Source organism: Mesorhizobium sp. NBSH29 (genome assembly GCF_015500055.1).
Taxonomy (GTDB): domain Bacteria; phylum Pseudomonadota; class Alphaproteobacteria; order Rhizobiales; family Rhizobiaceae; genus Neomesorhizobium.
Genome location: NZ_CP045492.1, coordinates 1,328,705 through 1,344,701, shown reverse-complemented (window position 1 = coordinate 1,344,701; position 15,997 = coordinate 1,328,705). Strand labels below are relative to the sequence as shown.

The following is a 15,997-nucleotide window of genomic DNA, read 5'->3' as shown; positions in this document are numbered from 1 at the left end:
CTATCGCATTCACTGGCTGACTGGCGGAGAGAGCGGGATTCGAACCCGCGTTACGGTCTCCCGTAAACACACTTTCCAGGCGTGCGCCTTCAACCACTCGGCCACCTCTCCACGGCTGCCGGTTCATCGCGGAACGGCAACGAGGCTCCTCTAGTCGATCATTGCGCAAATGCCAAGCCGCACAGGCCCCCTTCTTTTCTATCGGGCTCTATAGAGTGGACGTCTTCATCTTTCCTCACGCTGGGTCAACTTCATGTGTGATGATTGCACAGGTCGCCTCGCAGCCATATGTATGGACTAGAGGCGTGATGCGCCGCCGCCCACGGAACGACGTTGCCATGATTCGTTTTTTATTTCGCCTGCTTGCCACGCTGTCGCTCTGTGTTGCGACGATACTGCTGGTGTTGGATGCGACACGGACGATCGCTGCATCCGCACTCGAGATGATGCCGCTGCGCAACAGTCTTGCGGCGACCTTTCCCGAGCAATTGGCCGGAATCGAAGCTGGTCTGCAAGACTACCCGTTTGCCTGGGACCCTATCATGGTTTCGGTGCTCGCTTTGCCTGGCTTCGTGGTGTTTGCAGTCATTGCCTTAATTTTATACGCCGCCGGCCACCGGACCGAACGGCGCTTTGCCCTCGATAGCTGAAGAGGAGCCTCAAACATGTTTTTCCTGAGTGATATGCTGAACAAAAAAAACACGCTGCCCAAGCCTGCCGAATCCCTGCCCGGCCGCGAGACGCCTCTCGCCACGGCCCGCACGCATCATGTTTCAGGACACCCGCTGAAAGGCCCCTATCCTGAGGGATTGAAAACTGCACTGTTCGGCCTTGGCTGCTTCTGGGGAGCCGAACGGCTGTTCTGGCAGACTGAGGGTGTCTGGGTTACCGCGGTGGGCTACGCTGGCGGCCATACGCCCAACCCGACCTATCAGGAGACCTGCACCGGCATGACCGGCCACACGGAAGTGGTGCTTGTCGTCTTCGACCCCAAAGTGATCTCGTATGCTGAACTGCTGAAACTGTTCTGGGAAAACCATGATCCCACGCAAGGTATGCGCCAGGGCAATGATGTCGGCACCACCTATCGCTCGGCGATTTACACTTTCGGTCCGGCGCAGGAATTGGCAGCGCTGAAATCGCGCGATGCCTATAGCAGCGATCTGATCAAGGCCGGTCGCACCAAGATCACCACCGAAATCGCCCCCGCACCGACCTTCTATTTTGCTGAAGAAGATCATCAGCAATACCTATCGAAGAACCCGTCCGGCTACTGCGCACTCAGGGGCACCGGCGTGGCTTGCGTTATGCCAGCTGCAGCAACTGCTTGATCCGCTGCGTTAACCGGACTTGCGAAAACGGTTCCTGTTTCCCGCTCCTGGTAAAATTATGCGTGAGTTTTCAGTGACGCCATGCAAGATTGGCGCGATGAGTGGGCCTTGTGCCCGCTTGTTGGCGGCTGGGGAACACGGCCGGACCGATAACCAATCTGGAAGACAACCAACAGGGTGTGGATCACATGAAGCGTATTGTCCTTGGCCTTATGGCAGCAACAGCTCTGTCCGTCTCGGCTTTTGCCGCGGACATCAAGCCGGCGATCATCTATGATCTCGGCGGTAAATTCGACAAATCCTTCAATGAAGCCGCCTTCAACGGCGCCGAGAAGTTTAAGACTGAGACCGGTATCGCCTACCGCGATTTCGAAATTCAAAATGACGCCCAGCGGGAGCAGGCGCTGCGCAAATTTGCCGAAGATGGCAACAACCCTATCATCATGGCCGGCTTCTCCTGGGCAGCAGCGCTCGAAAAAGTCTCGGTCGAATTCCCTGACCTGCAGTTCGCCATTATCGACATGGTGGTCGACAAGCCCAATGTGCGCTCGGTGGTCTATAAGGAACAGGAGGGCTCATACATTGTCGGCCTGCTCGCCGCGATGGCATCGCAGTCCAAGAAGGTCGGCTTCGTCGGCGGCATGGATATCCCTCTGATCCGAAAATTTGGCTGCGGGTATGTTGGCGGCGCCAAGGCCGCCGGTGCAACCGACGTTATTCAGAACATGACTGGCGACACGCCAGCTGCCTGGAACGACCCAACCAAGGGCGGCGAGATTGCCAAGTCGCAGATGGACCAGGGCGCGGATGTCATCTACGCGGCAGCCGGCGGCACCGGCGTGGGCGTTCTCCAGGCGGCAGCGGACGCCGGAAAGCTTGGCGTAGGCGTTGATTCCAACCAGAACGGCTTACAGCCCGGCAAGATTCTTACCTCGATGGTCAAGCGCGTCGATGTCGCCGTCTACAACGCATTCATGGACGCGAAAGATGACAAGTTTACCTCCGGCATCAACAATCTTGGGCTGAAGGAAGATGGCGTCGGCTATGCAATGGACGACAACAACAAGGATTTGGTGACAGCTGAAATGCAGGCTGCCGCCGAAAAGGCCAAGGCAGATATCATCGCCGGCACTATCACGGTTCACGACTACATGTCGGACAATGCCTGCCCTTATTGATCTCTGATACCATTGAAAAAGCCGCCGGCGAGAAATCGCCGGCGGCTTTTTTGTGTCGGTGGCTGGCTGACAGCGGGTCGATCAGGCCGCGCGTGCGTCGAACTCGATCGCTACGCCAAGCCGATTGGCGACTTCGAGCACAAGGCGCTCTACGTCTTCCATCGCTACATTTTCAGCTTCATACCGGTTCCGCAGCGATGCTGCGAGGACAGGAATGTTAACAATACCAGCGCTTGTAACAGAGGAGAGTACCGTGCTCCACAGGTCGTTCCGCAGCTGGGAAGAATAGGACGCGTCCATGGCAGACCCTCGTCATCGTATAAAGTCCCTTACCGTACCTTATGCGCCCTTGGTCTCAAAAAATCAATCTTTTTCTTTTTAATTTCAAATAGTTAGCTATATGCGCCAAGACCGCTGTGAGAGTCTCCTGCGCAACCGGTGCCAACCATGTGCAATGCGATCTCATCCCACTTGATGCTATATAAGCGAAACACTATAATAGGGCGAAAGGCGTCATTTACTCATTCGCCAGAAATTAGCGCCTGGAAGGCTTGGACGCCAATGAACGACACTCCTATGGACCTTGAGCGCGCCGAGCGTTTGCAGATTATGCTGAACGGCGAAGAACTGGCGGCAATCGACACCTGGCGCTTCGATAAAAGGATGCCGAGCCGCGCAGCTGCGGTGCGCGAATTGTTGCGGCGCGGGCTTCTGGCTGAAGGGTTCCTGACTGCCGAGCCAGGAACGAAATCGCAAGAGTTCGGCTTGCTGCGCAGCAGCGGTGAAGGCGCCAGGGAATAGCTGGCACCCATCTGCTAAGCTCCCAGACCTTCGAATAGAGCGGTCGACAAATAGCGCTCTGCAAAAGACGGGATGATCACCACAAGATTCTTCCCGGCATTGTCAGGGCGCGAGCCCACAACGACTGCGGCCTGAAGCGCCGCACCTGACGAGATGCCGACTGGCACGCCCTCCAGCCGGGCCAGCAAGCGCGCGTTGGCAAAGGCGTCGTCGTTCGAAACGGCGACCACTTCATCATAGACAGACGTGTCGAGGATGGCTGGGGCAAAGCCCGCGCCGATGCCCTGGATCTTGTGCGGGCCAGGCTGGCCACCAGAAAGAATTGGGGAGGCTTCGGGTTCGACTGCGATGATCCGCACCTGGGGGTTGCGCAGTTTAAGAACTTGGCCGACCCCGGTGATCGTGCCGCCTGTGCCAATACCCGACACGAAAAGGTCTACCTTGCCCTCGGTATCGTTCCAAATTTCCTCGGCGGTGGTGCGGCGGTGGACCTCAGGATTGGCGGGGTTTTCAAACTGTTGCGGGATCACCGCGCCGGGCATGGAGGCAACCAGTTCTTCCGCCTTGGCGATAGCGCCTTTCATGCCTTTCGCCCCTTCGGTCAAAACCAGTTCAGCGCCGAGCAGCAGCAGCATCTTGCGCCGCTCGACCGACATGGTTTCCGGCATGGTAAGAATGAGCTTGTAGCCTTTGGCGGCTGCTGCAAAGGCGAGTGCGATACCGGTGTTGCCCGAGGTAGGCTCCACCAGTGTTGTTTTTCCGGGCGTGATCTTCCCGCTGGCTTCCAGCGCCTCGATCATCGCCACGCCGATACGATCCTTAACGCTGGAAATGGGATTGAAAAACTCCAGCTTACCGAGAAGGTTGGCGACAATACCTTTTTCAGCAGCAAATTTGTCGAGCCGTACCAGCGGCGTGTCGCCAATGGTTTCAGTGATTGAACTGTAGATGCGTCCGCGACCCGGTTCTTTGGTCATGCTCTCGCTCCCATCCCGTGTTCTTCGAATACCAGGGGGACAGGTGATCGTCCCCGAATGGTTCTTAGGATAGGACGCGTGAGATTTAATGCGAGCGGGTTTTTGGCCGGAAAACTGATGATGTAGGAATGGCGTTTCAACCAAGCTCCGCAAGTTAGCACGTCGTTGCATTAACTGGCGCGGTGAGCGCCCCCTGGCACGTCAGGCTTTATCGCAGCAGAAAGCCGCGTCCAAGCAGGTCATCTTCTTCGAGAGTGAATTCGGCAGTGCCCGTATAAAAGGCCCTGCCGGACACGCTGGCGATGATGGCAGGATGGTCTCCCGCAAGTGTCGTGCGCAAAACTTTTCCAGTAAAGCGCGACCCGGCAATGCTTTCGAAAGTGCGCTCCTCGCCCGGCAGGCAATCGCCTTTCGCATGCATGGCCGCAAGTCGTGCGGTGACGCCCGAGCCGGTGGGTGAGCGGTCAACCTCAGCGTCGGCAAACACACAGATGTTTTTGGTCGGATTGTCTGCCCTGCCATCGCCGCCATCCGTCAGGATAGTGCCATAGAGGAAAGCAAGTTCAGCATGTTCGGGATGCGAAAGCGTTACAGCGTGCTTGGCAGCCTTGGTCAAACCCGTTGCGGCGTCGACAAAATCGCGAACTCTGCTCCTGCCGAATTTGAGGCCGAACTGATGGCAGTCGGCAATGGCGTAGAATGCGCCGCCATAGGCGATGTCGAACGCGACCGAGCTAATGCCTGGCAAGTCCACCTGCTGGCCTGCGGCAAACATGAAGGCCGGCACGCTCTCAAATGATACAGCGCCAGCGCGGCCTGCTTCAACCGCCACGCTAGCAATCACCATTCCGCAGGGACATTCAATATTGACCGTGGTAATTGGCTCCACCGCAGCGACAATCCCATGGTCGACGGCGTAGCGGCCGAGCGCAATCACCGCATGGCCGCACATGGTGGAATAGCCTTCATTATGCAGAAAGAGGACAGCAAGGTCGGCCCCCGGCAGGCTTGGCTCCACCAGCAGTGCGCCATACATGTCGTAATGGCCGCGTGGCTCAAATATCAGGATCTTGCGCAGATGGTCGAGCGTTTCGCGCGCATAGATACGCTTTTCCAGAATGGTATTGCCAAGCACCGGCGGATACCCGCTGATGACGATGCGCACCGGCTCGCCGCCGGTATGCATGTCGGTGACACTTAGTTTTTCCAATGCATGGCTCCGGTATCAGCCCTTTGAAAACAGCGACTGTAATTCGCCGAACGGAGTGGCTTCGCCCATGAAGGTGAAGCTGCCGCGATCAAAAATTTCCCGCGCCGCACGTGCAACGGCCCCAAAAGCGACCTGCGTCAGCCGTGGTCCAAGCGAGATACGGCGGACGCCGAGCCCAGCGACTTGTTCGACCGTCATGGCGGTGGAGGCGATGACGCTCACAGGTTTTATAACCGATTCGCAGATCGTTTTCAGCATCTGCGGATCAGAGATCCCCGGCGCGAAAAGCACGTCGGCCCCCGCTTTCTCAAAGGCCTGCAGCCGGCGGATAGTGTCATCAAGATCGGGCCGGCCCCACAGAAAATTTTCAGTTCGCGCCGTAAATACGAAATCACGACTGAGCGAACGCACAGCTTCCACTGCCGCTGCCACGCGCTCAACGGCATGATCAAAGTCATAGATCGGCCTAGCGATGTCTCCGGAGAAATCCTCAATCGAACAGCCTGCCAGCCCTGCCGCCTCGGCGGCAATTATAGTCTCTGCCGCACTGTCGGCACTGTCTCCCTTGCCTCTTTCTAGATCGGCTGACACTGGCACTGAAACCGCCCGCGCCATCTCGGCACAATGAGTAATCATATGGTCAAAACCGACGCCGCCATCAGGCAACGCCTGCGTGAACGCAAAGCCGGCGCTTGACGTGGCCAGCGCAGAAAATCCGGCTTCTTCAAGAAGCCGCGCTGTGCCGATATCACCTGGATTTGGCATCACGAATGTCGATTGATGCAAGTCTCGAAATATCTTGCCCTTGTCCATTGGTCCATCCCCCTGTCGGATCCAAGAACTTAGCTTTGGGAAGGCTTTTCCGCAAAGCTTGGTGGTTGGGCCAGCGCGTGCATTGCTGACATATGCGTGCTGATTGGCAAACTTGTGTGAGCTTCCTCCGTCGACGGGGTGCCCATCCTGGACTTCGTTGCGCGCTCGTATCTCGCGATGAGGACAGTGTCCTTGCCGCTCGATGCAATCGGCTCTTTTCTGTACGTCCTGGACAGTGCGATACTGCTGCCACTGAAAAACGGAGACCGTGTCTCGGATAATGGGCACGCTCTGACTGACACCGCATCTATTGCCAATCGAGCCCACAGCTTGAGTGGGCAAGCATCACGTCGTTATCCTCAGGGGGGGGTCGGCTGACGCGCTGCACCGGGTGCACACCGGCGGACATCAAAAAGCGTACTAAGGCACCTGCAATTTTAGCTCGTGCCGGTCGAGCCGAAGCCGCCTTCGCCCCGAACAGTCGGTGCAGCAAGGCTGCGCTCTTCAAGAGAGGCGCGGGCGACGGCTGCGAACACGATCTGGGCGATCCGCATGCCACGGGTGATGGCGAAATCCTCGTCGCCGAGATTGACCAGAAGCACCTTCACCTCGCCGCGATAATCGCTGTCGATGGTCCCTGGTGTGTTGAGGCAGGTAATGCCATGCTTGAAGGCAAGACCGGAGCGTGGCCGGATCTGGCCCTCAAAACCGTGCGGAATTTCAAGCACCAGCCCGGTTGGCACCAACGCCCGTTTGCCGGGCAGCAGGATCATCTGCCGGTCTTCTGCAACTGCGGCGCGCAGATCAAGCCCGGCCGCGCCTTCCGTCTCATAGGCTGGCAGGTCCAGGCCCTCGCTATGGGGTAGGCGTACCACGCCCACCAGAGGCGCATTCGGTTCACTTGTGTTCATGAAGCCGGTTGTATCGGTCGAAGTCGCGAGATCGTCAACGGACAATCGCCCCGATTAGCGGATTTCCACCGGCACGATGGTCGTTTCCTTGATTTCCTCCATCACAAAGGAGGCTGAAACATCGCTGAGCGGCACTTTGGCGATCAGCCGCTGGTAAAGGCGGTCATAGGCCTTCACGTCCGAAACGCGGGCGCGCAGAACATAATCGAGATCGCCTGACATGCGGTAGACACCAATAATCTCGGGAAAGGAGGTCACGGCAGCACGAAATTTTGCCAGCCATTCAGGGTCATGGCTCGAGGTGCGCACAATCACGAACACCGAAAGGCCAAGCCCCAGCTTTTCAGCATCAACCAGCGCCACCCGGCCGGTGATCACGCCGTCCTCCTCCAGTCTCTTCACGCGCCGCCAGCAGGCATTGCGTGAAAGCCCGACTTTTTCAGACAGTTGGTCGACCGTAAGCGAGCCGTCTCGTTGCAGTTCAGCAAGGATACGACGGTCTGTTATGTCTATTTGTGGCGTCATAACGGGAGGATTGTCCCAACATATTGGCAAATACAAGGACAAATTGGGATGATCGGGCGAAATCCTTGTCGCACACTGGGCAGTGAGCTCAAAAAAACGCCGAGGGACCCATGACAACACGCATTGCCCGTCTTTTCACCGAGCACCCGGCTTCTGTGGAAGAAACCTATTTTGGCCATATGGCCTTTGCGGCGTGGTTTTCCTCGCGGCTATTTTTGGCAGCAGGTGCTGCACTCGTCCATGCCGTGCTGCCATTCCTGTTTGAGACGACGGCCAGCCGTATCGTGCGCCAGCTTTCCGAGCGTACCCACAATCGGGGTGCGACCGAGGAAAAGCCTGCGGCAGCGCTCAACGCCTGACGCAGTTTATGCGCTGAGGCCGCTGCCCCAAGGGCCGTGATACGCCCCTTCAGCGTCGATGCGCTCAAAGCCATGGGCGCCGAAGAAATCGCGCTGCGCCTGGATAAGGTTAGAGGTGCCGCGTGCCTGTCGGTAGCTGTCGAAATAGGCGAGCGCCGAGGCTAGTGCTGGCACCGGCAGCCCGGCCTCCGATGCACGCGCCACAATGTGGCGGAGCGATGGATGCGCCTCCTTCATCATCGTGACAAAGGCAGGCGCCATCAACAGATTGTCTTCTGCACCGCCAGCCTGGAACGCCTCGGCAATGGTGCCAAGGAACTGCGAGCGGATGATGCAGCCGGCCCGCCAGATTTTTGCGATGGTCGGTAGCGGCAGGTTCCAGCCGAATTCTTTTGAGGCTGCCGCCATCACCGTAAATCCCTGCGCATAGGCAGCAATCTTGCCGGCAAAAAGTGCTAGCTCAAGATGGTTCAACAGCGCCGCGCGGTCTCCCGCCAAGGCGCCGCTGTCGAGTTTGCCATAGACTTCTTGTGCCTTCTCGCGCTCGCCTTTCATCGACGATACCACGCGCGCTGCAACCGCCGCCTCGATTGCAGTGGCTGGAATGCCAAGCGTCTGCGCCTCGATCACCGACCATTTGCCCGTACCCTTCTGGCCGGCGCGGTCAAGGATCATGTCGACCATCGGATTTCCGGTCTCAGGGTCTTGCGCCATGAGCACCTTTTCGGTGATCTCGATGAGGTAGGAATTTAGCCGGCCGGTGTTCCATGCCCCAAAAACGCCTCCGATTTCCTTGGGCTCGAGCCCGACGCCATCGCGCAGCACGCCATAGATTTCCGCAATCATCTGCATGTCGGCATATTCGATGCCATTATGGATGGTTTTGACGAAATGGCCGGCGCCGTCCGGGCCGAGCCAGGCAACGCAGGGCTCGCCCTCGAATTTCGCAGAGATTGACACCAGCACCTTCTCGACGCGCTTCCAGGCATTTTCGGCACCCCCAACCATGATCGACGGGCCATGGCGCGCGCCCTCCTCTCCGCCTGAAACACCCATGCCGATAAAGGTCAGCCCGCTGTCCTTCAGTTCGGAAAAGCGCCGCAGCGTGTCGCGAAAATTTGCGTTGCCGGCATCAATGATACTATCGCCTTTGCCCAGTACCTCGCGAAGATGGGCGATCTGCTGGTCGACCGGATCGCCGGCCTTGATCATCAGGATTACCGGGCGCGGCGGGCGGATGGCCTCTGCCAGCGCCTCAATGGTCTCGCAGGGCACAATACGATCGGTCAGCGCGCCAGCGGATTGAACAAATTCAGTCGTCCGTTCGGTGGTGCGGTTGAACACCGCGACCCGGTTGCCCTGTTCGGCGATGTTGAGCGCCAGGTTGGAACCCATGACGCCAAGCCCGATCAAGCCGATATCCGCTTTTTCCATTTTTACTGCCCGTCTGTCGCGTGAGCCGGCCTGCCGGCAGAAGCCAGATAGTTGACCCCCGGGACACGGCACGTCAACCCGGACTGGCTCGCGCAGCGCCATCAGAACGCAGTACCACATCGGCAAGCCGGCTTCTGGTCAGCACGGTGTCCACATTGGGCATGTCGTTGGAGGCAACCCAGGCGGAGCCGTCGGTGCGCCCAAGATCATGCCAGCGCTGCAACAGCCGTCGCTCCAGCTCAGCCCGCTCCACATCCAGAAATACGGTGAGATCGAACAAGGGTGCAAAATCGGACCATGGTCCCTCGTCGAGCAGCAGATAGTTGCCTTCCACGAGGATGAATTTTGTGTCAGCTGTGATGATGCCGGCACCGGCGCGCGCCAGCTCCATCGACCGATCGAAGACGGGAATGGCAATCTCCGGTTCGCGCGCCCGGATACGCTTCAAAAGATGTGCAAATCCGGCAGCGTCAAATGTCTCGGGCGCGCCCTTGCGCGCTTTCAGCCCGCGCGCTTCCAGGACGCCGTCATCATAGTGAAACCCGTCCATCGCCACGACCACGGCCTGGCGCTCCGGCAGTAGCTCGTGGAGTGCATCAGCCAAGGTCGATTTGCCGGCGCCGGGCGGACCCGCAATCGCGACGACGAAGCGCGCCTGGCCGGAGGCACGCTTGAATATGGTGGCGGCAAGGGAGGCGATCTCGGACATTTTCATACCAGCAGTTTCGTTCGGGAGTGCCATTGTGGCGGCACCGCTGCCAAGTGCAAGCCCGTCGGGGTTGCCCAATCACCACAGCTGCGCACGAACCGGCCCGCAACGCAGCGCCGCTGTTGACCTTGGCAGCCCAGTTGCTATGTGACGCAGCGGGACATGACAGTGGCTGCGGTGCGGGGAAAGTATTTTCTTGGCGAACATGATAAGAAATTTTTGGCCGGCGCTGCGCGGCGTTGCTGTTGTTCTCGTACTTGGCCTGCTTGCCGCCTGTTCCACCACTGAAACACTGCGCCCACCAGAGCCGACGCTGCCGCAATTTGCGGCCTCGCCCAAATATGCATCGATTGTGGTAGATTCCACCAATGGAAAGACGCTGTTTCAGTCCAGCTCCACGCAGCCGCGCTACCCGGCATCACTAACCAAGATGATGACGCTTTACCTGCTGTTCGAGGCGCTTGAACAGGGACGCGTCTCGGATGACACGCAGATCCCGGTTTCAGCCTATGCGGCAGCACGCCCGCCCTCAAAACTCGGCTTTCGCGCCGGCGAAACCATTACCGTCGCCGAAGCCATCCAGGCGCTGTGCACCAAATCGGCTAATGACGTGGCGGTGGCAGTGGCCGAACATCTGGCCGGCACCGAAGACCAGTTTGCAGCCTATATGACGACCAAGGCCCGGTCGCTCGGCATGTCGGGCACGGTGTTCCGCAACGCGTCTGGCCTTCCCGACCCGTCACAGGTGACCACGGCGCGCGACATGGCACTGCTTGGCATGGCATTGCAGCGACGATTTCCGCGCCAATTTGGCTATTTTTCAGCCCGTGAATTTACCTTCCGCGGCAAGATAATCAAAGGCCACAACAGGCTGCTCGGCCGTGTGCAGGGCGTCGATGGCATCAAGACCGGCTATATAGGAGCCTCAGGCTTCAACATCGTCACTTCCGTTCGCACCGGCGGCCGGGGACTGGTGGTGGTCGTCATGGGCGGCGAAAGCGCACGCGCGCGCGACGCCCATGTGGAAGAATTGATCGGGCTCTATATGCCGGAGACATCGCGGCGCAGCGGCGGATCGGGCGTGGCAACGCAGTAGGCAAACACACCCGCCACTTCGCAGTTGATGCGGTGCCGCGGTTCAGCTATGAAATCCGCCACGGACGCGACCAGCCCGCGCCATGACGGCCTGAACCAAACATCAGGCCCTGCACCCGTAGCTCAGCTGGATAGAGCGCTGCCCTCCGAAGGCTGATGTCAAGGAGGGATTTGAAAAAAGGAATGACGAAAGAGGAAGAATAAACAACGACTTACGATGATCGATGCGAAGCGCTTGGAAAGCTGATATTCCTCGAGTAAGCACCACGTAAGCAGTTGCACCAAGGTAAGCACCCGTAGCTCAGCTGGATAGAGCGTCGCCCTCCGAAGGCGAAGGCCACTGGTTCGAATCCAGTCGGGTGCACCATCTCTCAGATTTTCAACGATAAAACGTTCGTTGGGCCGTCGAAGGCCAGATCAAATCACTCAGTGTGCATGATTTCCGAGAAATAGCAGACTTCGGCCTAGTGCCAATGCTGCTTCCACGGGCCGATGGTGCCCTCTCGCGCCAGAAGGCACTCTTCACGAAGTGTATCGTGCACCTGAACCAGCACGCGCAGATCGATCCGGTGTCAACAGCGCCTAGAACGTCGGCCACTGGTACGCCACGTATCTCGCGGAGGGTGCCCGACGACGACACGAGGCCACACCCTCGCATGGGGACAACCATCGCTGGCCATCGCCCCAAAGCGGCAGCACGCAATCTCTCGTTATACTTTCAGGTTGAATGATCGCGCGACCAAGTATAATTATACCTGATGGTTGAACGAGAATCACAACACATGGACCACATATTCCAAGCGCTCAGCGACGGGACCCGGCGTCGGATGCTCCGGGAACTGGCGCAGGGAGAGCGCAGCGTCGGCGAGTTGTCGGCCCCGTTTTCGATGACGCTCGCCGCGGCGTCCAAGCACATCCGCGTCTTGGAACAGGCTGGTCTGGTTCGCCGTGAGGTCCGTTGGCGCACGCATGTTTGTCACCTCGAGGCAGCACCGCTGAAGCAGGCGCTCGACGAGTTATCCTACTACGAAAGCTTCTGGACCGAACGTCTCGATACCCTCCACCGCCTCCTGCGCGAGGAAGACGCGCAAGCGTCGTCTCGATCCGCAACAGACCCGACCTCCGAAGGAGGAAAAGCATGACACTTCAAGACGGCACTGGCGCCTTTGCTGAGTTGACCGGCGGTTCGACCATGGTCATTGAGCGTTGGCTGCCCGGTCCCGCCGACCGGATCTGGCGCTACCTCACCGACAGCGATCTGCGCCGGAAATGGTTTGCCGCCGGAGAGATGGCCCTCGTCCCGGGCGCTCCTCTGAACCTCGTCTGGCACAATGACACCCTGAGCGATGCCGACGACGTGCGCCCCGCCGGATTTCCAGAAGAGCAGCTGATGCAGAGTCAGGTCATCGCGGTCGACCCGATGCGGATGCTCAAGATCGCCTGGGGAAAAGGGGACGTGACCTTCGCTCTGAAGGAAAAGGGTGACCGCGTCCTTCTGACGGTCACTCACCGTGGCCTTGATGACCAGGGGGCGCAGACGGAGATCGCTGGCGGGTGGCACATGCACCTCGAGATACTTGTCGCGACGATGTCGGGCACAGACCGGCCATCCTTCTGGTCAGGCTGGACAAGACTTCAAGTCATTTATGATGACCGCTTGAACAATCCGGATAGGGAGTGAGCACGATGTCCTTGGACAAGAAGACCGCAGTGATTTTCGGCGGCAGTGGGGCGATCGGCAGTGCGGTCGGACAGGCGCTCGCGCGAGACGGAGCACATATCTACTTGGGAGCGCGGACGCAGGAGCGGCTGGCAGAAGCGGCACAAGGCATCCGCGCGGCGGGTGGAACCGTCGACACCTTCGAGGTTGATACGCTCGACGAGCAGGCGACGGTAGAGCGGACCGAGATGCTGGCCGGGCAGACCGGCGGCATCGATATCGTGGTCAATGCCACGAGCTTCATGCACGACCAGGGGAAGGAGATCGCTGACCTGTCGCTCGCGGAGTTTACGCAGGGCATTGAGCCATTCCTATCGTCTCAGTTCAACATCTGCAAGGCGGTCGCACCCCACATGGGCGGAGATCACGGCGGGGTAATCATCACGGTGGTGGCTCCCGGCGGTCGCATGGCGGCGCCTGGCCACCTTGGCCACATCGTTGGCTGCGCAGGCATCGAAGCATTCACGAAGGCGCTGGCAAGCGAACTCGGTCCGCGCAACATCCGCGTCCTCAGTCTGCGATCACACGCGATTTCCGACGCGGTCGCGGCAGGTTCCTATACCGGCGAGCTTTTCGCTCCGAAAGCTGAGGCGATGGGATTGACCGTGCAGGACTGGCTCGGAGGCGCAGCTCAAGGCACGATGCTGAAACGTCTGCCGACCCTGTCGCAGGTGGCGCAGACCATCGCGTTCCTTGCGTCAGGTCATGCGGCAGCGATGACGGCCTCTGTCGTCAACATGACCGCTGGCCTGACGACAGAGTAGGCGGCCAAGGCTTGCAGCTCGGTCGCGATGGGGGACGAGACCGATGCCGGCCCGACATAGCGGGTCCTTCCGAATCTGCTAGCCTCTCCTTGAGAACGCAAACGCCCCAGCCAGTAACAGGATTGCCCCGCGCAGCTTGCGGGATGACAAGCTCATCGGCTTCGGATAGCGCGAGGACGTTGACCATAATGCCGCCGAACTCGAACACCGCGGACACTTCGTCCTCAAACACCAGCGGGAGTTCAAGCGCCGAATGGTAGAAATCACGACAGGCAGCGAACTTATCCGAGAACAGAGTGACTGTTTCGAATATTGGTTTCACATTCATCTTCTTACCTTCGATCTGGCCAGCTGCGGAACGAAATCATGGTCCCTTTGAGGCGAACTTAAGTGGATCGATAAACCACCGCGATGGCGCCACCGGAAAAAGTCTTTGCACTGATGAGTTGCAAATCCATTGGTTTGGACAATCCGGAAAACAAGGGCACCCCCTTGCCAAGCGCAATCGGAGCAATCAGGAGTTGATATTCATCGATGAGACCGTTGGCCGCCAGATCCTGAGCAAGATTGGCACCGCCGAGAACCCTGATGTCCTTGCCCCGCTGCGCCTTGAGGCGCGTAACTTCCTCTGAGAGGTTTCCCTTAGCTTCAATGGGATTGGACCAAGTGCCCACACCCTCAACTATCGGCTCTGTCACATCAGAGGATGATACCTTTGCACGCTCAGTTTCAGTCGAAGCCATTGTGGTTGCATGAGGGTTCGGTCGATCTGAGAGGCCATTCTTGGTGAATACTACCTTGGGAATCTTGTTCATGGGTTCTGCGAAGGGCGTATCTGCATTTGGCCAGTAGTTTGCCATTTCAGAGTAAGAGCGGCGGCCCATAGCAATGATGCCTGCCTGCCATAAATTATCGACTATCCATTCGTCTGTCGCATCGTTCCCGGTCTTGAAAATCCAGTCAACCTCCCCGTTAGGACCGCTGACAAAGCCGTCGACTGAAACAAACATCCCTAACACTAGCTTTCTCATAATTGCCTCCTACGGTTATCGTTGCAGACCCTGTCAAAAGACCGATCAGGTTGTAACATCAGGCGCTTTTTCGTTCGGAAAGGGCGCCATCGGCCTTGAAGACCGCCAACTGTGTGGCGAACGCCCACTTGTAGGCTGGCTGCCGTTTTGCTCGGTGCTGCGTGCGGTCTTACAAGCTCATTGGCTCCCGAGAGGGCCAACGCATTGATCATGATGCCGCCAAAGTCGAACACTGCTGACACCTTGTCCTCAAACACAATCGGCATGTTCAGGGACGACAAATAAAACTCCCGGCAAGGCGCGAAGTTCTCCGCGAATAGGGTAACTGTCTGAAATGTCGGCTTTGCAATCATCTTTCCTTTTCCATTCAGGCCGGGGACCGAAAAATTCAACCAACTCTGCGCCAAACGCCCAGAGCCACACCCCTAAATAGCCGAAGCGCAGTTCTGGTCACGATCTGAACGTGGAACGAACCAATGACGAGCAATCAGTGACAACCTTCATCCCGTAGTTTGATCGTTACGGTGGTTTGCAGCTTTTGCGGATCTGGCTCTTCGTCAGGACCATTATGGTAGATTTCAAGACGATTTGCGAACCACTCGCCACCATCTTTATGCCCGGAATCGAAAATCAGACCAGCCTGACAGGCCCACCCGATAAGAACGCCATTGACCATAATGAGATTCTCATAGGGCCCAAAATATGTGATTTCAGCATACCGCCCCGCGGGAAGGATGCCGCTCGTGAAGTCTTCGAAAGGCGCGACAGCTTGGTCGACCGGCACTCCGAACTCCATCTCAATATCCGGCATGTTGATTACATTATGCTTGAAGAAAATTGGCCCGCCTTCTTTCAACTTGTTATTTTCGATGTGTGAGAAAAGGCGTTTTAGAATTGCGGGGATCTGACCGTCGAAAGGAAGCGTGACGTCGGCCTTCAGCGCGACGTAGGTTACCGCAGGGCGGTCAACAATCCTGGGAAGGGTTAGCATTTGTTTTCCTCTTCAGTTTTGAGCAATCATGATCTTAGGTCGCCACAAGCTTTAGCGGCGGTGTACAAAGCGGATACTGAAAGCATGCCATCCAGTACTTTTACTGTACCGGGCACGCACATGTTTCCGGTTAAAACCGTGTCGCTAT

The 15,997-nt window shown here is 58.1% G+C and carries 19 protein-coding genes and 2 tRNA genes; 10 read left to right on the top strand and 11 right to left on the bottom strand.

From position 1 onward, the window contains the following. Positions 1–21 precede the first annotated feature (21 nt). Positions 22–111 (bottom strand) — tRNA-Ser (locus GA830_RS06655). A gap of 194 nt (positions 112–305) precedes the next feature. On the opposite strand from GA830_RS06655, the gene GA830_RS06650 reads away from it, so the two are divergent. The 3 genes from GA830_RS06650 to GA830_RS06640 all read left to right on the top strand — a co-directional run bounded on the left by GA830_RS06650 (position 306) and on the right by GA830_RS06640 (position 2,509). Further along, positions 306–650 carry a hypothetical protein gene (locus GA830_RS06650; RefSeq protein WP_374939297.1) on the top strand — a complete coding sequence of 115 codons (345 nt, stop codon included), beginning with the start codon at positions 306–308 and terminating at the stop codon, positions 648–650. Positions 651–665: 15 nt separating this feature from the next. Continuing rightward, positions 666–1,331 (top strand): peptide-methionine (S)-S-oxide reductase MsrA, encoded by a 666-nt coding sequence (msrA, locus tag GA830_RS06645; protein WP_195164274.1) that lies wholly within the window; start codon positions 666–668, stop codon positions 1,329–1,331. A gap of 188 nt (positions 1,332–1,519) precedes the next feature. Further along, a complete protein-coding gene (locus GA830_RS06640; protein WP_195164273.1) occupies positions 1,520–2,509 on the top strand; it encodes a BMP family lipoprotein in 990 nt (329 codons plus the stop codon). An 81-nt stretch (positions 2,510–2,590) separates the two neighbouring features. Here GA830_RS06640 and GA830_RS06635 read toward each other — a convergent pair whose 3' ends face one another. Beyond that, the gene (locus tag GA830_RS06635; protein ID WP_195164272.1) at positions 2,591–2,809 is read right to left on the bottom strand and encodes a hypothetical protein; all 219 of its coding nucleotides are present in this window, start codon (positions 2,807–2,809) and stop codon (positions 2,591–2,593) included. A gap of 261 nt (positions 2,810–3,070) precedes the next feature. Here GA830_RS06635 and GA830_RS06630 point away from each other — a divergent pair, with 261 nt between their 5' ends. Beyond that, on the top strand, positions 3,071–3,310 hold the full coding sequence (locus tag GA830_RS06630; protein WP_258045580.1) for a hypothetical protein: 240 nt from the start codon (positions 3,071–3,073) through the stop codon (positions 3,308–3,310). A gap of 14 nt (positions 3,311–3,324) precedes the next feature. Here GA830_RS06630 and cysK read toward each other — a convergent pair whose 3' ends face one another. From cysK to GA830_RS06605, 5 genes are all read right to left on the bottom strand, one after another. Continuing rightward, on the bottom strand, positions 3,325–4,287 hold the full coding sequence (gene cysK / locus GA830_RS06625; protein ID WP_195164271.1) for a cysteine synthase A: 963 nt from the start codon (positions 4,285–4,287) through the stop codon (positions 3,325–3,327). Between the two features lie 208 nt (positions 4,288–4,495). Further along, complete coding sequence (locus tag GA830_RS06620) at positions 4,496–5,473, bottom strand: proline racemase family protein (protein WP_195164816.1); 978 nt, start codon at positions 5,471–5,473, stop codon at positions 4,496–4,498. A 39-nt stretch (positions 5,474–5,512) separates the two neighbouring features. Continuing rightward, the gene (locus tag GA830_RS06615) at positions 5,513–6,310 is read right to left on the bottom strand and encodes an isocitrate lyase/PEP mutase family protein (protein ID WP_195164270.1); all 798 of its coding nucleotides are present in this window, start codon (positions 6,308–6,310) and stop codon (positions 5,513–5,515) included. Positions 6,311–6,747: 437 nt separating this feature from the next. Continuing rightward, a complete protein-coding gene (dut, locus tag GA830_RS06610; protein ID WP_195164269.1) occupies positions 6,748–7,221 on the bottom strand; it encodes a dUTP diphosphatase in 474 nt (157 codons plus the stop codon). Between the two features lie 54 nt (positions 7,222–7,275). Beyond that, entirely contained in the window at positions 7,276–7,746 is a 471-nt protein-coding gene (locus GA830_RS06605; protein ID WP_195164268.1) for an Lrp/AsnC family transcriptional regulator, read from the bottom strand. 110 nt (positions 7,747–7,856) lie between these two features. Between GA830_RS06605 and GA830_RS06600 the strand changes: the two genes are divergently transcribed. Then, complete coding sequence (locus GA830_RS06600; protein ID WP_195164267.1) at positions 7,857–8,105, top strand: DUF6356 family protein; 249 nt, start codon at positions 7,857–7,859, stop codon at positions 8,103–8,105. A 6-nt stretch (positions 8,106–8,111) separates the two neighbouring features. Here GA830_RS06600 and gndA read toward each other — a convergent pair whose 3' ends face one another. Beyond that, entirely contained in the window at positions 8,112–9,539 is a 1,428-nt protein-coding gene (gene gndA / locus GA830_RS06595) for an NADP-dependent phosphogluconate dehydrogenase (RefSeq protein ID WP_195164266.1), read from the bottom strand. A gap of 73 nt (positions 9,540–9,612) precedes the next feature. Further along, on the bottom strand, positions 9,613–10,248 hold the full coding sequence (locus tag GA830_RS06590; RefSeq protein ID WP_195164815.1) for a nucleoside triphosphate hydrolase: 636 nt from the start codon (positions 10,246–10,248) through the stop codon (positions 9,613–9,615). Positions 10,249–10,453: 205 nt separating this feature from the next. Between GA830_RS06590 and GA830_RS06585 the strand changes: the two genes are divergently transcribed. The 5 genes from GA830_RS06585 (at position 10,454) to GA830_RS06565 (ending at position 13,827) form a co-directional block, all read left to right on the top strand. Further along, the gene (locus tag GA830_RS06585) at positions 10,454–11,344 is read left to right on the top strand and encodes a D-alanyl-D-alanine carboxypeptidase family protein (protein ID WP_195164265.1); all 891 of its coding nucleotides are present in this window, start codon (positions 10,454–10,456) and stop codon (positions 11,342–11,344) included. Between the two features lie 289 nt (positions 11,345–11,633). Further along, a tRNA-Arg gene (locus GA830_RS06580) sits at positions 11,634–11,710 on the top strand. Between the two features lie 391 nt (positions 11,711–12,101). Next, positions 12,102–12,485 (top strand): ArsR/SmtB family transcription factor, encoded by a 384-nt coding sequence (locus tag GA830_RS06575; RefSeq protein ID WP_195164264.1) that lies wholly within the window; start codon positions 12,102–12,104, stop codon positions 12,483–12,485. Beyond that, positions 12,482–13,024, top strand: coding sequence for an SRPBCC family protein (locus tag GA830_RS06570; RefSeq protein WP_195164263.1), 543 nt, complete (start codon positions 12,482–12,484; stop codon positions 13,022–13,024). The genes GA830_RS06575 and GA830_RS06570 overlap by 4 nt, the downstream gene beginning before the upstream one ends. A gap of 5 nt (positions 13,025–13,029) precedes the next feature. After that, positions 13,030–13,827 (top strand): SDR family NAD(P)-dependent oxidoreductase, encoded by a 798-nt coding sequence (locus GA830_RS06565; RefSeq protein WP_195164262.1) that lies wholly within the window; start codon positions 13,030–13,032, stop codon positions 13,825–13,827. A gap of 386 nt (positions 13,828–14,213) precedes the next feature. Here GA830_RS06565 and GA830_RS06560 read toward each other — a convergent pair whose 3' ends face one another. Both GA830_RS06560 and GA830_RS06555 read right to left on the bottom strand, forming a co-directional pair. Beyond that, on the bottom strand, positions 14,214–14,858 hold the full coding sequence (locus tag GA830_RS06560) for a dihydrofolate reductase family protein (RefSeq protein ID WP_195164261.1): 645 nt from the start codon (positions 14,856–14,858) through the stop codon (positions 14,214–14,216). Positions 14,859–15,345: 487 nt separating this feature from the next. Beyond that, positions 15,346–15,849: a GyrI-like domain-containing protein gene (locus tag GA830_RS06555; RefSeq protein ID WP_195164260.1), complete on the bottom strand. Its 504-nt coding sequence runs from the start codon at positions 15,847–15,849 to the stop codon at positions 15,346–15,348. Between the last annotated feature and the right edge of the window lie 148 nt (positions 15,850–15,997).